The following is a 17,910-nucleotide window of genomic DNA, read 5'->3' on the forward strand; positions in this document are numbered from 1 at the left end:
TCAGCCCTCCACGAGTTCTCTGTTCTCGGGGTTCTCGGGGTTCTCGGGGTTTTGGGGGTACTCGGGGCTTTGGGGGTCGTCGGGTCTGGCGGAGGCGTCGATACCGCCCGGGTCCCGGGGCGGCCCGGAGTCCGCGGACGCCGCGTCTCCTCCGGCACCGGTGTCGCTCCGGTCGTCGGTCCGGCTTTCGCCGGCCCGGGCGTGCGTATTGTCCGTACCGGCTTCCCTGTCGATGTCGGGAAGCAGCGTGTCGATCTCCCGCACCGTGCTCCGGGACATGCCCAGCGTCGCGACGGTGATCCCGGACAGGCCGGCGATGAGCAGCATGGCCGCCATGCCGCTGCCCGCGCCGTCGCCCACCAGTGGCCCCAGCACCACGAAGATCCCGGTCCCCGCGGCGGCCTGTGGCTCGAAGACATGGTCGGCGAGCGGCCCGGAGACCGCGGTCGCCAGTGGGACGGAGATCTGCGACAGGAACATCACGGCGCCGAAGACCCGCCCGTGCCACTCCTGGGGCACCTTGGTCTGCACGAGGGCCTGCATCACGGCGTTGACCATCGGCATCAGCGCCGCACCGACGAGGATCGCCGCGCACCAGCCGACCACGCCGCCCGCGAGAGCCATCGCCACCTGGGCGGACAGGCACATGCCGATGATGCCGAGCAGCATGCCCCGCGCCCGCTTCCTCGGCCCACTCCAGGCCGCCATCAGCAGGCCGCCGGTGATTCCGCCGACGCCGATCGCGGTGTTCACGCTGGCCAGTGCGGAGGTTTCACCGCCGGAGCGGGCCAGCACCATGGGCTGCACGGCGGCGAAGCCGAAGACCATGACCAGATTGACCAGGCAGAACGTCAGTATCACATCGCGCAGGCTCGGGATCCGGAAGAGGAACCGGGTCCCTTCCACGGCCTCGGCGAGGAGCCGTTTGCGCGGCCCGTGGGCCTTTCCCCGACCGCTGGTATCCCCGTGCATGGGGGCGATCCGGACGGTGGTCAGCGCCACCGCGAAGCTCAGCAGGTCGGCGGCGAGGATGAAACCCATCCCGGAGAAGGCCACCAGCAGACCGCCCAGCGCGGGCCCACCCACCTCCGCCGTGCTCTTGGCGCTCGCCAGCAGTCCGTTGGCGCGCTGGAGCTGGTCTTTTTGCACCAGCAAGGGCACGGCGGCCCCCAGCGCGGGAAACTGGAAGGCGGCGGCGGAGCCGAGCAGTGTGACGGCCGCGTACACCTCCCACGTGTGCAGCCCGCCGCTGAAATACAGCACGCTCAGCAGTGCCACGACCGACAGCCCGCCGGCGTCGGCGAGTTGCAGTGCCGTGCGTCGGTCGATGCGGTCGACCAGGGCTCCGGCAAGCGGGCTGAACAGCACCTGGGGGAGCAGTGCGCACAGTGAGAGGGTGGTCAGGGCGGTGGCCCGCCCGGTGGCCGACCAGGTCTCGAAGACGAAGGTGAACCGGAGGACCGAGTTGCCGACGAGGGAAACCGCCTGCCCGCTCCAGACGAGCATGAAGGGACCCATGCCGGTGAACCGGCTTCGTCCCTCCTTCTTCTCCTTGTCCTGCGTGGTGTCGTCCCGTGGGCGCGCGGAATGACCCATTCACTTTCCCCCGTGTGGTGTGTCAACCGGTTGAGCACCTGCAACGCGAATCAGTAGGCGGCATAGTCCAAATCATGAGCATGCCAGAGAGGGAAGCCGTCGCACGGTCGATTTCACGCCAAGCGCTGCACTGGCCTCATCCGCCCCGCCGTATGACGGACGGAGCAGGAGGCACGGGCGAGCCCTCCGGCTCTCCGGCGGCGGGCACCGGTCACCTGCTCCGGGAGCGCTTCCTTCCCCTGCGGGGGCGCCCGAGATGCTCCCCCTGGATGGGGTGTGCCCGCCTTCGGTGGAACTGACGGGAGGAGACCCTGCGGTTCGCAATACCTGTTTCAGGACTGACTCATGTGGTGTAGATTCGCTCGCAAGTTGATAAAGCGCGATCAATAAATACCTAGTGTGAGCTGGGCTGTTGAATTGTCAGGCGATACGGGGGTATGCGTCGATGAATATGTCTGTTCTGGCTGATTTATCAGTGGACGTATGGCCGTGGACATGAGCACGGTACGCCTCCCCGAAGGTGTCCGTGCCGTTCGGCAGGCCAGAGCTCTTCCCCGAGACGAGTGGGACGCGCTGACCCGCTCTTCCGACCTCTTCCTCACCACTCGATGGCTGGACGTGGTGGAGGACACCGCGGGTGTTCCCATGGCCTACCTGTGGATCGAGCGCGCGGGGAAAATGGTCGCGGGACTCGCCACCGCGCTGGCCGATGCGTCGGCTCCCTGGTCGCTAGGCCGCCCCGACTACGTACTGGAGAAGAGTGCCGAGGCCGGATTGCCCGGTGCGAAGGAAATTCTCGCCGATCTCCCGGGGGAGACCACCTCGGCCCTGATGCCCACGCTGCTGGCGGGTGGCCGTCACCTCGGCAACACCCGTGTGCTGTACGGGCGGGAGGCATCGGCCGACGACCTCGAGACACTCGTCACCGCCGCACAGAGCCTCGCACGGGGGGTCGGCGCGGTGAGTATCGCCTTCCTCTACGTGGACGAGACGGATCACGAGCTGAGGAGCGTTCTGACCCGGTGCGGGTACCGGAGCTACGTGTCCGGGCGATACAGCTCCCTGCACGTGCCGCCGGACGGTTTCCCGGGCTACCTCGCCGCGCTGCCGAGCAAACGGCGTGTGTCCATCAAGGCCGAGCGGCGAAAACTGTACGACGCGGGTTGCCGGCTCTCCGTGGAGTCCCTGGACGGCGCCGACCTGCCCCGCTTCGCCGAACTCGAGGCGGAGCTGATGCGCAAGTACGGCATCGCGTGGCGTGCCGACCAGTCGCTGCCCACACTCGTCCAGGTCCGGGACCGGTTCGGAGACGACGCCTTCGCGATCGTCGCCCGAGCCGACGGGGCGATCCGCGGGTTCGGCCTGATTCTGCGTCACAACCATTACTGGTATGCGCGGCAGAGCGGCTTCGACTACGACTACCAGCGGCGCAGCGGGCTTCCGCTGTACTTCGAGATCCTCTATTACCGACTGCTGGAGGAGGCCGCCGCGGCGGGTGTCACCACCATCTGCTACGGACACGGCAGTGAGGACACCAAACGCTCACGCGGCTGCGTAGCCACTGACCAGTTCTGCTACCAACTGCGCCTGTGAAGGTGCGTGACCTTGACCATCCACCACGAAAGGTCCGGTGTGCCGAACAAGGGCAATCGACGCGTCTTCGCAGTCATCGAAACCTTCTTGGGGGCACTCGGGCGCACTCCCCTGGACGCGGCACGTGCTCAAGGACTGCACATCGCGTTCGTGACCCGGGACATGTCCCGCTACGCGCCCGACCCCCCAGCGCGCGAGGCGTTCGAGGCATGCGTCGACAGCGTGATCGAGGCGGACCCGCACGACAGCGCCTCGGTGGTCGCGGCTCTCGACCGGGCCTACGAGCGCAGCGATCTGTGCGGGATCTACACGACCATCGACCACTACGTTCCGGTCGTGGCCGAGACCGCGCGCACACTGGGGCTGCCCGGGCTCGACCCCGCCGCGGCCCACATGTGCCGCAACAAGCTGAAGACCAGAGAGTCGGCCGAGAAGGCGGGTGTGCCCGTCCCTCTGTGGGCCTGGGTCCGCTCGGAGGAGGAGGCGGTCGCCGCCGCCGAGCGCGTCGGGTTGCCGTGTGTGGTCAAGCCGATGACCGACGCCGGGAGTCTGGACGTCAGACTGTGCCGTACGGTGCAGGACGTGATCGCGCAGTACCACGTGATCGCGTCGGTCCCCACGGACTTCTTCGGCGGGCGGCGCCTGCCCGGGGCGCTCGTGGAGGAGTACCTCATCGGGTACGAAGTCAGCGTCGAGTCCTTCACCTTCCGCGGTGAACGCACCCTGATCGGGGTGACCGACAAGGGGCTCGGTGCCCATCCGCACTTCGTCGAGACCGGAGACGTCTTTCCCTCGCTCCTTCCGCAGACCGTCCAGAAGGATCTCGTCGGGACGGCGTTCGCCGCGCTCGACGCCGTCGGACACGACTTCGGCTGTGCCCATGTCGAGGTCAGGATGACGGATTCCGGTCCCAAGCTCATCGAGATCAACGCCCGTATGCCCGGGGGGCAGATCACCCGGCTCATACGCGAGAGCACCGGGTTCCACCTCCAGCGCGAGCAGGTGCGGATGCACTCCGGACAGGAACCGGACCTCACGCTGCGCCCGCTCGGCTCCGCGGTGTCGCGGTTTCTCTCCGCACCCCGCGACGGCACGGTGCGCGCGGTGCACGGCCTCGACCTGCTCGCACGTATCCCGGGTGTCGTCGAGGTGGACCTGCACGTGGCCCCCGGCGACCGTGTGCGGGTCCCGGAGAACAACGTTGATCTGCTCGGCAGCATCGTGGTGTGCGGGCAGAACGGCGGCGAAGCTCTCCGCAGGGCGGATGCCGCGATCGGGCAGATCGGGATCGAGGTGGAGTGATGGCACCTGCCCCCGCCTCGCGCGACGCGGACGCATGAGCTGCCCGACGGAGGTCCCGGAGCGTTCCTCGGTGTCCTGTCGACAGCCCGGCGTTCGTCCCTCGGCGTGGCGGCCACCGCACCGTTCGACACGGCGCTCGCCGCGATCCGGTGCGTGTGCGTGATGCCGCCCTGCCGGTATCCGCCCCCTCCCGTCACCCGCAGAAGGACACCTTCCTGATCCGATCCCTCATGGAGCCGTGAGATGACCGTTACCGAGTCCGGTGCCGTGGCCGTTCCGCTCACCGGGTGGAGTGGCTCGGCCGAGTACTTCACGTTCCGGGAGTACGACACATACCGACCTGAAGCCGTGGTGGACGTGCTGCTCGGAAAGGTCGCGGGAGTGATGTTCCGCGGCATGGTCGATCCGGAGACGCGCAAGGAACTGGCCCGCCGCTTCTGGGCTAGCACGCACCGAAAAAAGCGCGGGACCGAGGCTCCCGGATACTACCTGGGCACTTACCACTATCACAAGACCACCGAAACATACCTGGAGGAATCCGAGCAGATCGCCCCGGCCCTCGACGAGGTGCTCGATGTCCCCGGCGATCCGACGGCTGTCTTCTACGGAGGCCTCGCCGAGGTCCTGGCGCCGCAGGGCATCGAGGTACGGCGGGCCCGGCACGGTGATCGCCAGGCTTGCCGAGGGTTGCTTCGCTCCTGGCACGGGCAAGGGGAGTACGCCCTGGCGCCGCACGAGGATCTGGCGCAGTGCACCGAGCCCCAGCAGGCGGATTTCGAGATCCAGAAGGTTGCCGGGCGCCACGTCGCGGCGCTCAACATCTGCCTGGAGAACGGTGACGGCGGGCGCCTGGCGTACTGGAACATTCAGCCGGACGAGCTGAGCAAGCGCCGTCTGGGGCTGCACTACACCGGCTCTCCCTACCCTCTGGAGTCCCTCGCCGGGACGGAGCTGACGTGGATCGACGTCAACCCCGGTGATGTGTACGTCTTCAACGGAGCCCATGTGCACGCCGTCGAGCCCAACACCGATCCGGACCTGCGCCGCACCACACTCGCCGGAATCCTCGGGTTCACCGATGACTCGACCGTCGTCTCCTGGACCTGACCTGCAGAAGGAGCCCCGACATGATTTCAGCAGCAGCGCAACGCACGGCGGAACAGTTGATCAACGAGCTGTTCGACGTCATCGACAACCGCCGTTGGGACCAGCTGTCCCGAGTCTTCGCCGAGGACGGCGTGTACGAGCGGCCCGGCTACGAGCCCCTGGTGGGTCTTGCGGCGATCCAGCACTTCTACCGGTACGAGCGCGTCGTCGACCAGGGCCGACACGACGTCGAGCACGTCGTCAGCGACCTCGGGACCGCGGCCTGTTGGGGGCGGTTCACGGGGATGGACCGGAGCGGCCGTCCCCTGGACGAGGCGTTCGCCGACGCCTATGCCGTGACGGAGGGAAAGATCAAACACCGCGTTACGTACTTCTACCGTCCCGCGATCTGAGGAGACAGTGATCATGACGGGGGAAGTCGTCGATCCACGCACCGGGGAGCCGCTGGGCGCCGTCCCCTGGCTGGCGCCGGACCAGACCCCTGCTGTGGCCGCCGCCGCTCTGGAAGCAGCCGGTGCGTGGGCGGACACCGCCGTGGGTGAACGGTGCCGGCTGATCCTCCGGATGGCTGACCTGCTGGAGGAACGGCTGCCTGCGGTCGCGGCGGCGTTCAGCCGCGAGCAGGGCAAGAGCGAGGCGGAGGCGGCGGCCGAGCTGATCCGGGCGGTGGACACCCTGCGCTGGAGTGCCGGTGAGGCCGCACGGCTCACCGTCCCAGCCGCCCTGCCCGAACGGGCCGGAACGGTACGCGAAGTGCGCGTGGAGCCGGCCGGTCCGGTGCTGGCCATCGTGCCCTGGAACTTTCCCGCGGTGGTGCTCGCCCGGAAGCTGGGCCCGGCTCTGGCCATGGGCTGCCCTGTCGTCGTCAAGGCGGCCGACGAGACACCGTCGGTGACCGACGCCTTCCGTACGGCGGCCTCCCGGGCGGGACTGCCAGAGGGGGTCCTCCAGATGGTGCACACCGGCCCCGACGGGGCGCAGGCCCTGGTGCGGAGACCGGAGTTCGGTGTGGTCTCCTTCACCGGCTCCACCCGGGTCGGTCGGCTGGTCGCCGCGGCCGCGGCAGGCACCCTGACCCCGTGCGTCCTCGAACTGGGCGGCCACGCACCGGCGATCGTCACCGCGGACGCCGACCTGGACCTCGCCGCGTCCGCCCTGGCGGCTGCCAAGTTCGGTTCGGCGGGGCAGAGTTGTGGGGCACCCAGCCGCTTCATCGTGGACCGCGCCATACACGACGCCTTCGTGGAGCGGTTCATGGAGCAGGCGCCGCTGTGCGACTACGAACGGGACGGCGCGGGCCGCCCGGGGACCATGGGGCCGCTCAACAACCCCCGTCGGCAGGCGGAGGTGCATGCGCTGGTGACCGACGCCACCGACCGCGGGGCACGGCTTCGGCTCGGTGGCCGGGTGCCGCAGACTCCTGGCTTCTACTACCCGGCGACTGTTCTGACGGAGCTTCACACCCGCTCCCGTGTCCTGCGGGAAGAACCCTTTGGCCCGGTGGCCCCGGTCATCCCCTACGACGGTGACCACGAGGCCATCGCCCTGGCCAACGACTGCGACTACGCGCTGTCCGCCTACGTCTTCGGCGACCCGAACCATGCGGACCGGCTCAGTCGTGCGCTGAACGCCGGCAGCGTATCGGTGAACCTCGCCTCCGGCGCCGCCCCGGACGCGCCGCTGGGCGGCCGCGGAATCAGCGGCTACGGCTATGAGGGCGGCGAGCCCGGAATGCTGGCGTTCGGCCGACTGAAAGCCGTCCAGAGTCGGCTGTCCGAGTGAGGGAGACGGTCATTCCGGTGGGCCGGCGCGGTCGGCCGCCGTGAATCACCGCCCCCGCTGCGCGTAGAGATCCACTCGAACAAGGAGAAGGAATCCGTTGAGCATTCTGATCGTGCACACCGCGAGTGCCAGCCGCCGTCCGCATCTTGCGCGCATGCAGAGCTACGCGAAGGCACATGGCGAGCGTCTGCTCCTCCTGATGCACAAACCGACCTGGGAGGGAGAATACGCAGACCGAGTGATCACCACCGACACCACGAACGCCGAGGAGACACTGCGGGCCGTCAGGGATCTGGTCGCCGGCGAGACCGAGCCGATTCGGGGAGTGACGGCGTTCACCGAGTTCAGCGTGTCGGCGGCGGCGATGGTGGCGGCGGAGTTGGGGGTGCGGTTCATCAGCGAACGCACAGCACATCTGGCCCGGGACAAGTACTCGATGCGGACCGCCTTCGCCGCGCACGCGATTCCGCAGCCCGAGTTCGGGTTGGCCCGCACCGTCGACGAGGCCCTCGCCGTCGCGGATCGGATCGGGTACCCGCTCGTACTGAAGCCGGTGTTCGGAGGCGGCAGCAAGTACGTATGGCGTGTCGATGACCCTGCCGAGCTGGGCCGGAGCTTCGAGCCTATGCGGACCGGGGCATGGGACGGGTTCGGTCAGGACGTCCTGCACCGGGCGGCGTTCGAGGAACACGAAGGGGGTCTGCTGCTCGAGGGGTTCGTGCCGGGGACCGAGATCAGTGTGGAGTCGGTGGTCGTCGGCGGCCGGACCCAGGTGGTGGCAGTGCACGACAGGCCACTGCCGATGGACGGACCACACTTCGCCGAGGTGTTCTGCACGACGCCGACGACCCTGCCCGACGCGGTGCTGGCCGAGGTGGAGCGGCTGACGGCCGTCGCGCACGAGGCACTGGGTGTCGAGGCCGGAGTCACGCATTCGGAGTTCCGGGTCGACCACGGACGACCAAGGATTCTGGAGACCGCGGCCCGGCTGGGCGGCGGAGCCATCTACCGGTCCGTCGCGCTGAGTACAGGAGTGGACCTGGTCGATGCCGCGCTCGACGTCGCCTGTGGGCGCGTACCGGATCTGCGGCCGCGTGAGCCGCGCGCCACCATGGGAGTCCATCTCGCCTTCGCGCGGAGACCGGGCCGCGTCACCGAGGTGCGGGGCGTCGACCGGGTGCGGAGCGACCCCCAGGTCCGCGAGGTCGAGATCTTCGTCGCGCCGGGGGACTGGGTGGATGTGCCTCCGCACGTCACCGGGGCACACGCGCAGGTGCTCTTCACCGCGGACGACCGCGAAGGCGTCCAGCGAAAGCAGGCCGAGCTTGCCGACGCTCTCCACATCGAAACCGAATGACCGCGCACAAGGTGTACGCGGCACAGCCACCGCGCCAGGGGGAGCGGTCTCCGAAGGCCTTCATCGCCGCCACGCGCGTGGCCACGAGCCTCGGCTATTACCTCACGATCCCGCTGCTGGGCCTGGTGGCGCTCCGCGCGGGTGCCATGACCAGCACAGAGGTGGGCGTTCTCATCGCCACCCATACGTTGTTCCGGCGCAGCGTCGCGGTGCCGACGGGGATGGCATGCGACCGGTGGGGTGCCGAGCGCGTCCTGGTGGTGGGCCTGGCCGCCGAAGCCGTCGGATATCTGCTGCTCGGCTCGTCTCTCACGTTCCCGGTGTGGTGGGCGGCGATGGTCGTCGACGGCCTGGGCGGGGCGGCCTACAACTCCGCCGGCAAGGTGATACTCGCCCAGGCCTCCGAGGACGACAGCAGCGCTGTCTCCTTCGCGGGGTTCTACGTCGCCACCAGCGTGGGGGCGCTGCTCGGCCCGCTGATGGGGGCCCTGTTGGCCGAATCTGGATTCCCCCGCCTGATCCTGGTGATCTCAGCGGTCATCTACGCCGGCAGCACGACCGCGGCCGTGGTGCGCTACCGAAGACTCGACGGCCGGGCACTGCGCGGGCCCGCCGGCGCGGTGTCCGTGTGGCGCGACGCCTTCCGTCCCCTGCGCAACCCGTTGTTCCTGGTCTACTGCTCGCTGACCATACCCATGTGGTTCGGTATCTCGCTCCTGGTGTCGGCGCTGCCACTGGAGGCGGAGGCGAGGGGGCTCGGCTACTTCGACGTGGGCCTCATCAGCTCGCTCAGCGCGCTGGTCGTCGTCACGCTGGGCCACTGGGCGGGGCGGCGAGCCGACGGGCTCGCCCTCCACGAACGCGCAGGCCTCCTCGCCGCCGGAGCGGCGATGATGACGGTGGGCAGCCTGCTCTGCCTGCCCATGGGCAGATGGCCGCTGTACGCCTCCATGCTGGTGGTGACCCTGGGCGAACTCGCCCTCATCGCCGCGTCCGAGGTCATTGCCGTGCAACTGGCCCCCATCGGGTCCACAGGGCTGTACCTGGGATACATGACCACGGCCTGGTCCATCGGCGGTACGCTGGCCAGCCTCTTGTCCGGATTCCTGCTCGACGGATCCTTGGCGGGCCACCGGATCTTCTGGGTTCTCGCCGCGGCGTTGCTCGCGGCGGACGCGGCCGGTCTGCGCGCCCTGGCCGGCCGGCGGGCACCGCTGGAACGCGGCGGACCACGGGTTGCGGCCTGATCCGCCGCGAGCCGATCGTCGGCCTCAGACCGATTCGAACCGTTGCAGGCCGGCACTGTGCTTGTAGCCCATGATGAGCACGTCGCGCACCGCGGGCCGTCCGGTGTCCTGCGGCCTGATCGGCCGGACCGCGTGCAGGACCTGCTGGTCCGCCCAGTACATGGTGTCCATCTGCTCCGTCAGACAGAACTCGGTGAGGAGGGCTTTGTCCTGGCTGTAGACCTGGGACTCACCGCCTGTGGCGTTGAGCCGTCCCATCAGGTGGATCGCGCCGTAGTCGACCTCGTCGCGGTGCGGTCCCTCCGGCGTCGGCCGGCCGATCTCGTCGGGCGTGCTGATGATCCGGAACTGGTGGCACTGGACGTCCCACGGGTCGTCGAGCCGGCCGTCCTCCACCGGGAACCGGGCGAAGTTCGTGCGGAGCAGGCGGGTCAGCAGCGGGTTGTCCAGGGTGGAGCGGCTCAGCGGAGCCACGTCACGCTGGATGCCGCCGGCGTAGTCGTTGGCGTTCTCGGACTGGAAGTACGGCCGGTGCGGGCGCAGCCGGACCTCTCCGGTGCGCGGCAGGAAAAAGAAGCGGTCGTAGGCCCGCTCGCGGAAACGGGAGCCGTCCTTCAGGTATCGGTCGACCTCCAGGTGTTCCCACTCGTGCGCCAGTTGCTTCACTCGTGGCCGCAATTCGGGATCGATGGGGAATTGGCTGGCCGGCTCTAACGCGTAGCCGTTGGCCCGTAGTTCGTCCCGGATGTCGGTGTGCAGCATGTTTGGCTCCTCCAAGAAAGGATCTGAGGATCATTCCCGCGTATGAGGTTCCCATGAATGTCCTGACACGAGCACCTGAGATACGGATACGGGAAGCAGTTGTGGTCGGCGTCTCAATCTCCGGCGGCCGCACCAGGTCAGACCGGTTACAAGGTGATGGCGCACCGCCGATGCCGGACAGGCCCTCGCCCGAGATCATTGCGCGAGGGCCTGCTCCTTGTGGTTTACTCCAAAAGGAGTGGCCATTCGGGTACTTGCTTATGTGTGAGCAGGCGGTGCCAGACGTTGCCGGTGAACAGGTCGCTCAGTACGGCGAAACCAGTCGATCCCTCGCAGGCCACACCCACGAGGTGAGCAACTGCCGCGCAGATCCGCGCTCTGACCCGTCCGTCGATGTTCTCGCCCGAGGCCCGCATCCCGAACCGGAATTCGGAACGCGCGCCTGTCCGACATGACCGCGAACCGGGGAAATGCGACTCCGGTGCTGTCCACGGCCGTACGGAAGTCCACACAGCCCGGAGCCCCGTCGGAGGAGGGTTCCCGCCCGGACCCGGTACAACGCGAAACCGCCCCGCTTTACCAGAGACTTGGAGATGCAGTGCCCACCAAACACAGTCCTGCCGCGGACCAGACGATACCGACCGAACCCATGGCAGTCGTGGACGAGGTCTCGTCCTGGCTGGCGGTTCCCGCCGATGAGGTCGACCGTTCCTTCGCGGGCGAGCGTGAGCGCATCGTCGCCGCGATCACCGCGCTCAACACGGCCGCGGCCGACGGGCCCGGTCCCGTGGCCGACCGGGCCCGCTACGCGCAGCAGTTGCTGTTGTCGCGTATCTACCAGACGGTGATGCACATAGCGGACCACCCCACCGCCGAGGGCTCTTTACTGCTGCACGAGGTCACCCGCCTGCTGGAGACGGCCACCATGGAGGCGGAGGACGCCCATCTGGCGCCCGGCATCCTTGACGAGGCCCCGGAAGACCCCAAGCTGTTTTTGTCCTGGCTCAAGACTCTGGTCCGTGGGCATCAGGCCTACAAACATCCGTACTACACGGAGTTCATCAACCGGGAGGCCACGCGTGAAGATCTGCGCACCTATGTGATCCAGGAATCGCTCATCGACGGCCGGTTCGACGACTTGCTCGCGATGATGCAGGTCGGCACCGTGGGCGCCAGCAAGATGGAGATCGCGAACAACTACTGGGACGAGATGGGCAACGGCGACCCCTCGGCCGTGCACACCCACCTCTTCAACAAGATCTATGAGGTGTTCGACGTCCGCGCCGAGGATCTCGAGGCGGCGATGACCACCGCCGACCTGCACTCGGGCAACCTCGCGGTACTGCTGTGCCGTTACCGCCGGCTCTACCCCGAGGCCGTCGGTTTCCTCGGCATGGCCGAATGGCTGGCCCCCGACCGGTTCCGCAACGTCGTGCAGGCCTGGGAGCGGCTGGGCCTGCCCGAGGTCGGGATCGTCTACCACCGGCTGCACATCACCGTCGACTCGAAGCACGCGGCCGGCTGGTTTCACAACGTCGTCGTTCCCAGTGCCCGTTCGACGTCCATGCGGCGTGCCATCGCACGCGGGGCGCTGTGGCGGGTGAACTCGTCCGCCCGCCACCTCGACGAGCGCCTGGAACTCGCGCTGTCCGGCAGCGGTCGCCTGCCTCAGACCGTGAGCTGAGCCGCGCCCGTGCCGGAGTGGGACGACCGACGGAAAGCACCCCCGGACCGCGAACGGCACGTCCGGCTCGACCGCGCCGACATGCGGCCGGTACCCGCAGCACGCCCGTGTCCGGGTGGCGCCGGACGGCGCCCCCCGGTCCTCCGGGGGCGGGTCCCGGTCAGCGACGCGCGGGCGAGGACCGGGGTTGCCGCGCAGTTGCTCTCCCGGGGGACACGAAGGGCAGCAGCGCCGCGATGAGCAGCGACACAAGTGCGACGGTCCCGCAGAGCGCGGCGAACGCCCGGGAGTATGCCTCGGTGGGCGCGGTGCCGGCGGCCCGCGCTTGATCGAAGGCCGCCAGGAACGGCAGCATCAGCACCGCCGTGCCCAGGACGTTGCCGAGCCGCTGCATCGAGGTCAGAATCCCCGCGGCGCCTCCGGCGTGCTCTACGCCCACGCCGTCGAGTACGGCATTCAGGCTCGGAGCCACGAAGAGCCCCTCGGCGATGCCGATGACCACCATGGAGGGCAGCAGGCTTTCGGGCAGGCCGGCGGGCCTGGCGAGACAGATCCAGAGCGCGACACCGCCGCCGACACCGTGCAGCACCGCTCCCGCGGCCAGCACCGTGCGTGCTCCGACCCGACGGAGGAAGCGGCCTGCGATGAACGAGCTGATCGCGACCGCCGTCGCGAGCGGAGCGAAGGCAAGCCCGGCCTGCAGGGGAGAGCGGCCATAGCTGTCCTGGAGCAGGATCGTGTAGCCGAGATACAGCGGCGGCATGGTGGCGGAGAACAGCAGCACCACAGTGGCGCCGCCGACGAACGACCGGCTGGCCAGCAGCTCGGCGTTCGGCGGGGTCGCGGCGCCGCCTTTGGCCCGGCGGAGCTGGGTGATGACGAACACGGTCAGCGCCGCCACTGCGACGAGCAGCATTCCCACGAGCCACCCGGGCCAGCCGAGTTGCTGTCCTTCGATCAGAGGAAGGAGCAACAGGCTCAGTGTCACCACGCCGAACAGGGTGCCGCCCCAGTGGACAGGGCCGGCGGCCGGGGACCGGGATTCGGCTACCGTGCGCCGTGTGAGCAGCAGCGCGGCGATGCCGATCGGCACGTTGATCAGGAACACCGGGCGCCAGCCCAGCCCCAGCAGGTCGGCCTGTGTCACGGCGCCGCCCAGGATCTGCCCGAACACACTCGCCAGCGCCTGCACCGCGCCCATGAGCCCGAAAGCGCGGGCGCGTTGCTGCGGGTCCGTGAAGGAGGTCCGGATGATCGCCAGTACCTGCGGAGACAGTATGGCGGCGGCAGCGCCCTGCGACAGCCGGGCGACGATGAGTTCTCCGGGGCTGCCGGCCAGGCCGCACATCAGCGATGCCGCGGTGAACCCGGCCAGTCCCAGGGTGAACATCCGCCGTCGGCCGTAGACGTCCCCCAGCCGTCCACCGGTGATCAGGCCGACCGCGTAGGTCAGCGTGTAGCCGGCGATCACGAACTCGGTGTCCGCGGTGTTCGCCCGCAGATCCGCCTGAATGCTCGGTGCGGCCACGTTGACGATGAACGTGTCCATCATGGCGATGAACGCACCGGTCAGCACGGTTGCGAGGCCCAGCCAGGAGTATGCCGAATCGGTCTGCGCGGTACCGGTCACCGCGACGCGACGTACTTTCAGCGAGATCACCGCAATGCGTCGTCGAAGGTCCGTGTCACCCTGGCGACCGAGAAATCCGACAGGGCCGCTGGCGACATGACGCGGTATGTGTCGGTGTCGTTCGGACCCGTCCGCGGATGTCCTGAAGAGTGTCCGCGACTGTCACCGGAGCACCGGCGACCTTATCGTGCGCGCCGCGGGAGACGTCGATGACACGCCCGCAGGAGAGGGGGCGGCTGACGTCCTTGCGATTGACGTCGCTTCCTTCGGATGTCGCCGAACGCCGCGGTCCTCACCCTTGATGGTGGAAAGACCGTGGTCCTTCGAGTAGTTGCACAAGCTGATGCGTTCTTGCTCGGGAAGGATCAGTCTGGATACGCTTCTGGCGGTCTTCGGAACCTTCCAGCACTTTTGACGCCGCTCAAGTCAGGAACTGGGTGAAAAGGTGAACCCCGACAGCACAGGAAATCGCGCACGACCGTTAACCGATCCGGTTTCGCTCTACCGCCTGCGAGAAGGCGTTTACGCCGCAGATCTGCTCATTGTGGCGATCGTGGAACTCGACCTCTTCACCTGGATCGGGAGAAGAGCAGAGGTGCGCGCCGCGGACATCGAGAAGGAACTTCGGCTCGACTCGCGTGCACTCGATGTACTGATCACCTACCTCGTCGCTCTCGGACTTCTGGAGCGCGCTCCGAACGAAACGCTGCGGCTCAGCCCACTGGCCGCCGAACACCTGGTCGCCGACTCGTCGTGGGACATGCGGGCGTATTTCGGTTCGCTCAGCGAGCGTCCCGGCTGCGCCGAGATGATGACCGCCCTGCGCAGCGGGAAGACGTCGTCGTGGTCCAGCGCTACCGAGGACAGCCGGGACTGGTCGGACCGGCTGATCGATCCCGGGTGGGCGCGCCACGTCGTCGCGTCCATGGACTCCCGCGGCCTGTTCCTCGGGGCGGAGTTCGCCGCCGCCCTGGACGAACTCCCGGACATCCGCCGGTCGTTGGACATCGGCGGTGACTCGGGCGTGTACTCGTGCGCCCTGGTCGATCGCAGGCCCGAAGTACGGGCCTCCGTTCTGGAGCGCTCACCGGTGGACGAGCTGGGCAGGGAGCTGCTGGTGCGACGGGGCTATGCCGATCGCGTGAACGTCATCACCGGCGACATGTTCAACGGCCCGCTGCCCGGCGGATTCGATCTGCACATCTACTCGCACGTTCTGCACGACTGGTCCGAGGCCCAGGTGCGCGATCTGCTCGACGCGTCGTACGCGGCGTTGGAGCCTGGCGGCTGGATCGTCGACCACGATGCGCACATCAACGCGGACAAGACAGGTCCGCTGCCGGTGGCCGAGTACTCGGTGATGATGATGCACGGCACGCACGGCAAGTGCTGGTCGGTGTCGGAGCTGGAGCCGATGCTCACCGACAGCGGGTTCGTCGACGTCCGGCACAAGGACACCATCAGCGACCGGAGTGTGGTCATCGCGCGGAAGCCAGCGGCATGAGGCCGGACGAAGGACACGCACGGGGGACCAAGACGGCGGAGATGCCGGCCACTTCGGCCGACCGTCCGCACGCACGGCGTGCGGCCGTCGCCAGCATGGTGGGGGCGGTCTTCGAGTGGTACGACTTCTATCTGTACGGCCTAGCCACCGCGCTGGTCTTCAACAAGATCTTTTTCGCGACCCTCGATCCGACCACCGGTCAGCTCGCCGCCTTCGGGACCTACGCGGTCGGTTTCGTGGCCCGTCCACTCGGTGCCGTGCTCGCCGGCCAGATCGCCGACCGGCACGGCCGTCGCCGCGTGCTCGTCCTGTCACTGGTCACCATGGGCGTGGTCACCACGCTCGTCGGTGCGCTGCCGACCTACCGGCAGGTGGGTGCGGCGGCACCGACCGCGCTGGTGATCCTGCGTCTGATCCAGGGCGTGGCGGCCGGAGCCGAACAGGGCGGTGCCGCAGTGTTCATGGTCGAGCACTCGGGTGCCCGCCGACGCGGCAGATGGGGCAGCCTGGCAACCTCGGGGGCAGGGCTCGGGTTGCTGTTCGCCTCAACGGCGTTCTTCCTGCTCCAGCGCTTCGCGAGTTCTTCCGAGATCCTGGCCGGCGGTTGGCGCATCCCCTTCCTGATCAGCCCCGTGCTCATCCTCGTCGGGCTGGTCATCCGGGTGACGGTTCCGGAACCGGAGGTCTTCGAGCGCACCCAGCACGGGAACAGGGCGAGGTCCAACGTCTTCGTCGACCTCCTGCGCCACCACAAGAGACGACTCGCGCTCGGCGTCGGCCTGCGGATCTCGCAGACCACGGCGTCGTACTTCTACACCGTGTTCTCCGTGTACTACATCGGAGTGGTGCTGGGAAAGACCTCCTCGGTCGGGGCGGCCTCGGTGGCGGTCAGCTCGGCGCTGAGCCTCCTCAGCGCACCCTTCTGGGGCATGATGTCGGACCGGTCCGGACGGCGCCGCTGGTATCTGTTCGGTGCCATCGGCAGTGCGCTGTACATGGCGCCTTTCTTCCTCCTCGTCGACACACGGTCGCCGGTGCTGATCGGGCTGGGGGTGGTGTGCGGGCTCAACCTCTTCCATGACGCCATGTCAGCGCCTCAGCCGGCCTGGCTCAGCGAACTGTTCCCCACCGCGGTTCGAGGCAGCGGTGTGGGTATGAGCTACCAGATCGGTGCCGTGCTCGGCGGTGGGATCCTGCCCCTTGTCGGGGTGTTCCTGCTGATGGCCGGTTCAGGCAGACCATGGCTGATAGTCGCCTACTTCGTGGCACTGTCCATGGTGACCGTGACAGCCGCCTGCCTTGCACCGGAGACCGGAGCCCAGGCGCTCGAACCATTGGAGACGGTCAGGGGGTGAGCTTCCGGAGGACCTCGTCCTCCGTCCGTGACCGTGGGCGCGCCACCGACCGGCTCTCGTGCGCTCGACGGCGCGCTCTCCGCCGGCGGGATGCCCTCCTTGCAGGTGCGTGATCGGCGTGTCGGCGGTGGTGCGGCGGCCTGGACGGAACGGGACGCCGCACCTTTCGTTCATCGCCCGGGCTGCCGTCACGCACCGCCGCCGCGCCTTGACCGTCGTCCCGGCGCGGCTCCGGCCCTCATCCGTGCACGTGCCCGGCGTCATTCATGCGGACCGGCCGCCGCCTGGGCACGGGCCCGTTCACAGGACGCTTCGATCTCGGCGTACGCCTGCTCGCGGCCTTCCCAGTGCGAGCCCTCGACGGACTTGCCGGGTTCCAGATCCTTGTAGACCTCGAAGAAGTGGGTGATCTCCAGCCGGTCGAACTCGGCGACGTCGTGGATGTCCCGTACCTCGGCGTAGCGCGGGTCGTGCGCGGGCACGCACAGCACCTTCTCGTCCGGGCCGCGCTCGTCCTTCATCACGAACATGCCGACGGCACGGCATTCGATGGTGCAGCCGGGGAACGTCGGCTCCCCGACGAGCACGAGCGCGTCGAGCGGGTCACCGTCACGGCCCAGGGTGCCATCGATGTAGCCGTAGTCGGCCGGGTACTGGGTGGAGGTGAACAGCAGCCGGTCCAGCCGGATGCGGTGCAACTCGTGGTCCATCTCGTACTTGTTGCGGGAGCCCTGGGGGATCTCCACGATGACGTCGAATTCCACTGCGACCTCCTGGTGGCATGGGCCGCGTCGTCCTGCGGCTCGGGGTGAGGTTCGTCGGAACTTGTGCCGCGGCTCCGCCGTCCGCACGGCGCCGGAGCGCCGGACCGGGGAACGGCCGGGTCCCTGTGCCGCCTCTCTCCCCAGAGCCGTCGGCGGCGGCGTGGGTCCGGTCGGCCGCCGAGCGCACCCGGTGCGGGCTCCGGCGGCACGGAGGCGGTGGCCATCCG

14 protein-coding genes are annotated in these 17,910 nt (G+C 68.4%); 10 read left to right on the forward strand and 4 right to left on the reverse strand.

Annotated features, from left to right (window positions below):
- Entirely contained in the window at positions 1-1,596 is a 1,596-nt protein-coding gene (locus AB0N16_RS40120) for an MFS transporter (RefSeq protein ID WP_365805744.1), read from the reverse strand.
- Between the two features lie 495 nt (positions 1,597-2,091).
- On the opposite strand from AB0N16_RS40120, the gene AB0N16_RS40125 reads away from it, so the two are divergent.
- From AB0N16_RS40125 to AB0N16_RS40155, 7 genes are all read left to right on the forward strand, one after another.
- Positions 2,092-3,189 (forward strand): GNAT family N-acetyltransferase, encoded by a 1,098-nt coding sequence (locus tag AB0N16_RS40125; RefSeq protein WP_365805746.1) that lies wholly within the window; start codon positions 2,092-2,094, stop codon positions 3,187-3,189.
- 12 nt (positions 3,190-3,201) lie between these two features.
- Positions 3,202-4,491 (forward strand): ATP-grasp domain-containing protein, encoded by a 1,290-nt coding sequence (locus AB0N16_RS40130; RefSeq protein WP_365805748.1) that lies wholly within the window; start codon positions 3,202-3,204, stop codon positions 4,489-4,491.
- Between the two features lie 243 nt (positions 4,492-4,734).
- The gene (locus tag AB0N16_RS40135) at positions 4,735-5,598 is read left to right on the forward strand and encodes a hypothetical protein (protein ID WP_365805750.1); all 864 of its coding nucleotides are present in this window, start codon (positions 4,735-4,737) and stop codon (positions 5,596-5,598) included.
- A gap of 20 nt (positions 5,599-5,618) precedes the next feature.
- On the forward strand, positions 5,619-5,990 hold the full coding sequence (locus AB0N16_RS40140; RefSeq protein ID WP_365805752.1) for a nuclear transport factor 2 family protein: 372 nt from the start codon (positions 5,619-5,621) through the stop codon (positions 5,988-5,990).
- A gap of 13 nt (positions 5,991-6,003) precedes the next feature.
- On the forward strand, positions 6,004-7,380 hold the full coding sequence (locus AB0N16_RS40145; protein ID WP_365805754.1) for an aldehyde dehydrogenase family protein: 1,377 nt from the start codon (positions 6,004-6,006) through the stop codon (positions 7,378-7,380).
- Positions 7,381-7,477: 97 nt separating this feature from the next.
- Positions 7,478-8,737, forward strand: a complete 1,260-nt coding sequence (locus tag AB0N16_RS40150) for an ATP-grasp domain-containing protein (protein ID WP_365805756.1) — start codon at positions 7,478-7,480, stop codon at positions 8,735-8,737.
- Positions 8,734-9,984 carry an MFS transporter gene (locus AB0N16_RS40155; RefSeq protein ID WP_365805758.1) on the forward strand — a complete coding sequence of 417 codons (1,251 nt, stop codon included), beginning with the start codon at positions 8,734-8,736 and terminating at the stop codon, positions 9,982-9,984. Before AB0N16_RS40150 ends, AB0N16_RS40155 begins: the two co-directional genes overlap by 4 nt.
- Before the next feature lie 24 nt (positions 9,985-10,008).
- Here the strand turns inward: AB0N16_RS40155 and AB0N16_RS40160 are convergent, their stop codons facing one another.
- A complete protein-coding gene (locus AB0N16_RS40160) occupies positions 10,009-10,746 on the reverse strand; it encodes a 2OG-Fe dioxygenase family protein (protein WP_365805760.1) in 738 nt (245 codons plus the stop codon).
- Positions 10,747-11,395: 649 nt separating this feature from the next.
- Between AB0N16_RS40160 and AB0N16_RS40165 the strand changes: the two genes are divergently transcribed.
- A complete protein-coding gene (locus AB0N16_RS40165) occupies positions 11,396-12,430 on the forward strand; it encodes an iron-containing redox enzyme family protein (RefSeq protein ID WP_365805761.1) in 1,035 nt (344 codons plus the stop codon).
- Positions 12,431-12,590: 160 nt separating this feature from the next.
- Here AB0N16_RS40165 and AB0N16_RS40170 read toward each other — a convergent pair whose 3' ends face one another.
- Positions 12,591-14,060, reverse strand: a complete 1,470-nt coding sequence (locus AB0N16_RS40170) for an MFS transporter (RefSeq protein ID WP_365805763.1) — start codon at positions 14,058-14,060, stop codon at positions 12,591-12,593.
- Positions 14,061-14,505: 445 nt separating this feature from the next.
- Here AB0N16_RS40170 and AB0N16_RS40175 point away from each other — a divergent pair, with 445 nt between their 5' ends.
- Positions 14,506-15,564 carry a methyltransferase gene (locus tag AB0N16_RS40175; RefSeq protein WP_365805765.1) on the forward strand — a complete coding sequence of 353 codons (1,059 nt, stop codon included), beginning with the start codon at positions 14,506-14,508 and terminating at the stop codon, positions 15,562-15,564.
- 41 nt (positions 15,565-15,605) lie between these two features.
- Positions 15,606-16,919 carry an MFS transporter gene (locus AB0N16_RS40180; RefSeq protein WP_365805767.1) on the forward strand — a complete coding sequence of 438 codons (1,314 nt, stop codon included), beginning with the start codon at positions 15,606-15,608 and terminating at the stop codon, positions 16,917-16,919.
- 260 nt (positions 16,920-17,179) lie between these two features.
- Here the strand turns inward: AB0N16_RS40180 and AB0N16_RS40185 are convergent, their stop codons facing one another.
- The gene (locus AB0N16_RS40185) at positions 17,180-17,683 is read right to left on the reverse strand and encodes an inorganic diphosphatase (RefSeq protein ID WP_365805769.1); all 504 of its coding nucleotides are present in this window, start codon (positions 17,681-17,683) and stop codon (positions 17,180-17,182) included.
- Positions 17,684-17,910 lie beyond the last annotated feature (227 nt).

Origin of the sequence: Streptomyces sp. NPDC051105 (assembly GCF_040682795.1) — a bacterium.
Lineage (GTDB): Bacteria > Actinomycetota > Actinomycetes > Streptomycetales > Streptomycetaceae > Streptomyces.

Bases quoted from the DNA above. Each gene is read 5' to 3' on its own strand.
- AB0N16_RS40135 (WP_365805750.1), top strand. From the start codon at position 4,735: ATGACCGTTACCGAGTCCGGTGCCGTGGCCGTTCCGCTCACCGGGTGG.
- AB0N16_RS40140 (WP_365805752.1), top strand. From the start codon at position 5,619: ATGATTTCAGCAGCAGCGCAACGCACGGCGGAACAGTTGATCAACGAG.
- AB0N16_RS40180 (WP_365805767.1), top strand. From the start codon at position 15,606: ATGCCGGCCACTTCGGCCGACCGTCCGCACGCACGGCGTGCGGCCGTC.
- AB0N16_RS40165 (WP_365805761.1), top strand. From the start codon at position 11,396: ATGGCAGTCGTGGACGAGGTCTCGTCCTGGCTGGCGGTTCCCGCCGAT.
- AB0N16_RS40120 (WP_365805744.1), bottom strand. From the start codon at position 1,596: ATGGGTCATTCCGCGCGCCCACGGGACGACACCACGCAGGACAAGGAG.
- AB0N16_RS40160 (WP_365805760.1), bottom strand. From the start codon at position 10,746: ATGCTGCACACCGACATCCGGGACGAACTACGGGCCAACGGCTACGCG.
- AB0N16_RS40155 (WP_365805758.1), top strand. From the start codon at position 8,734: ATGACCGCGCACAAGGTGTACGCGGCACAGCCACCGCGCCAGGGGGAG.
- AB0N16_RS40145 (WP_365805754.1), top strand. From the start codon at position 6,004: ATGACGGGGGAAGTCGTCGATCCACGCACCGGGGAGCCGCTGGGCGCC.
- AB0N16_RS40125 (WP_365805746.1), top strand. From the start codon at position 2,092: ATGAGCACGGTACGCCTCCCCGAAGGTGTCCGTGCCGTTCGGCAGGCC.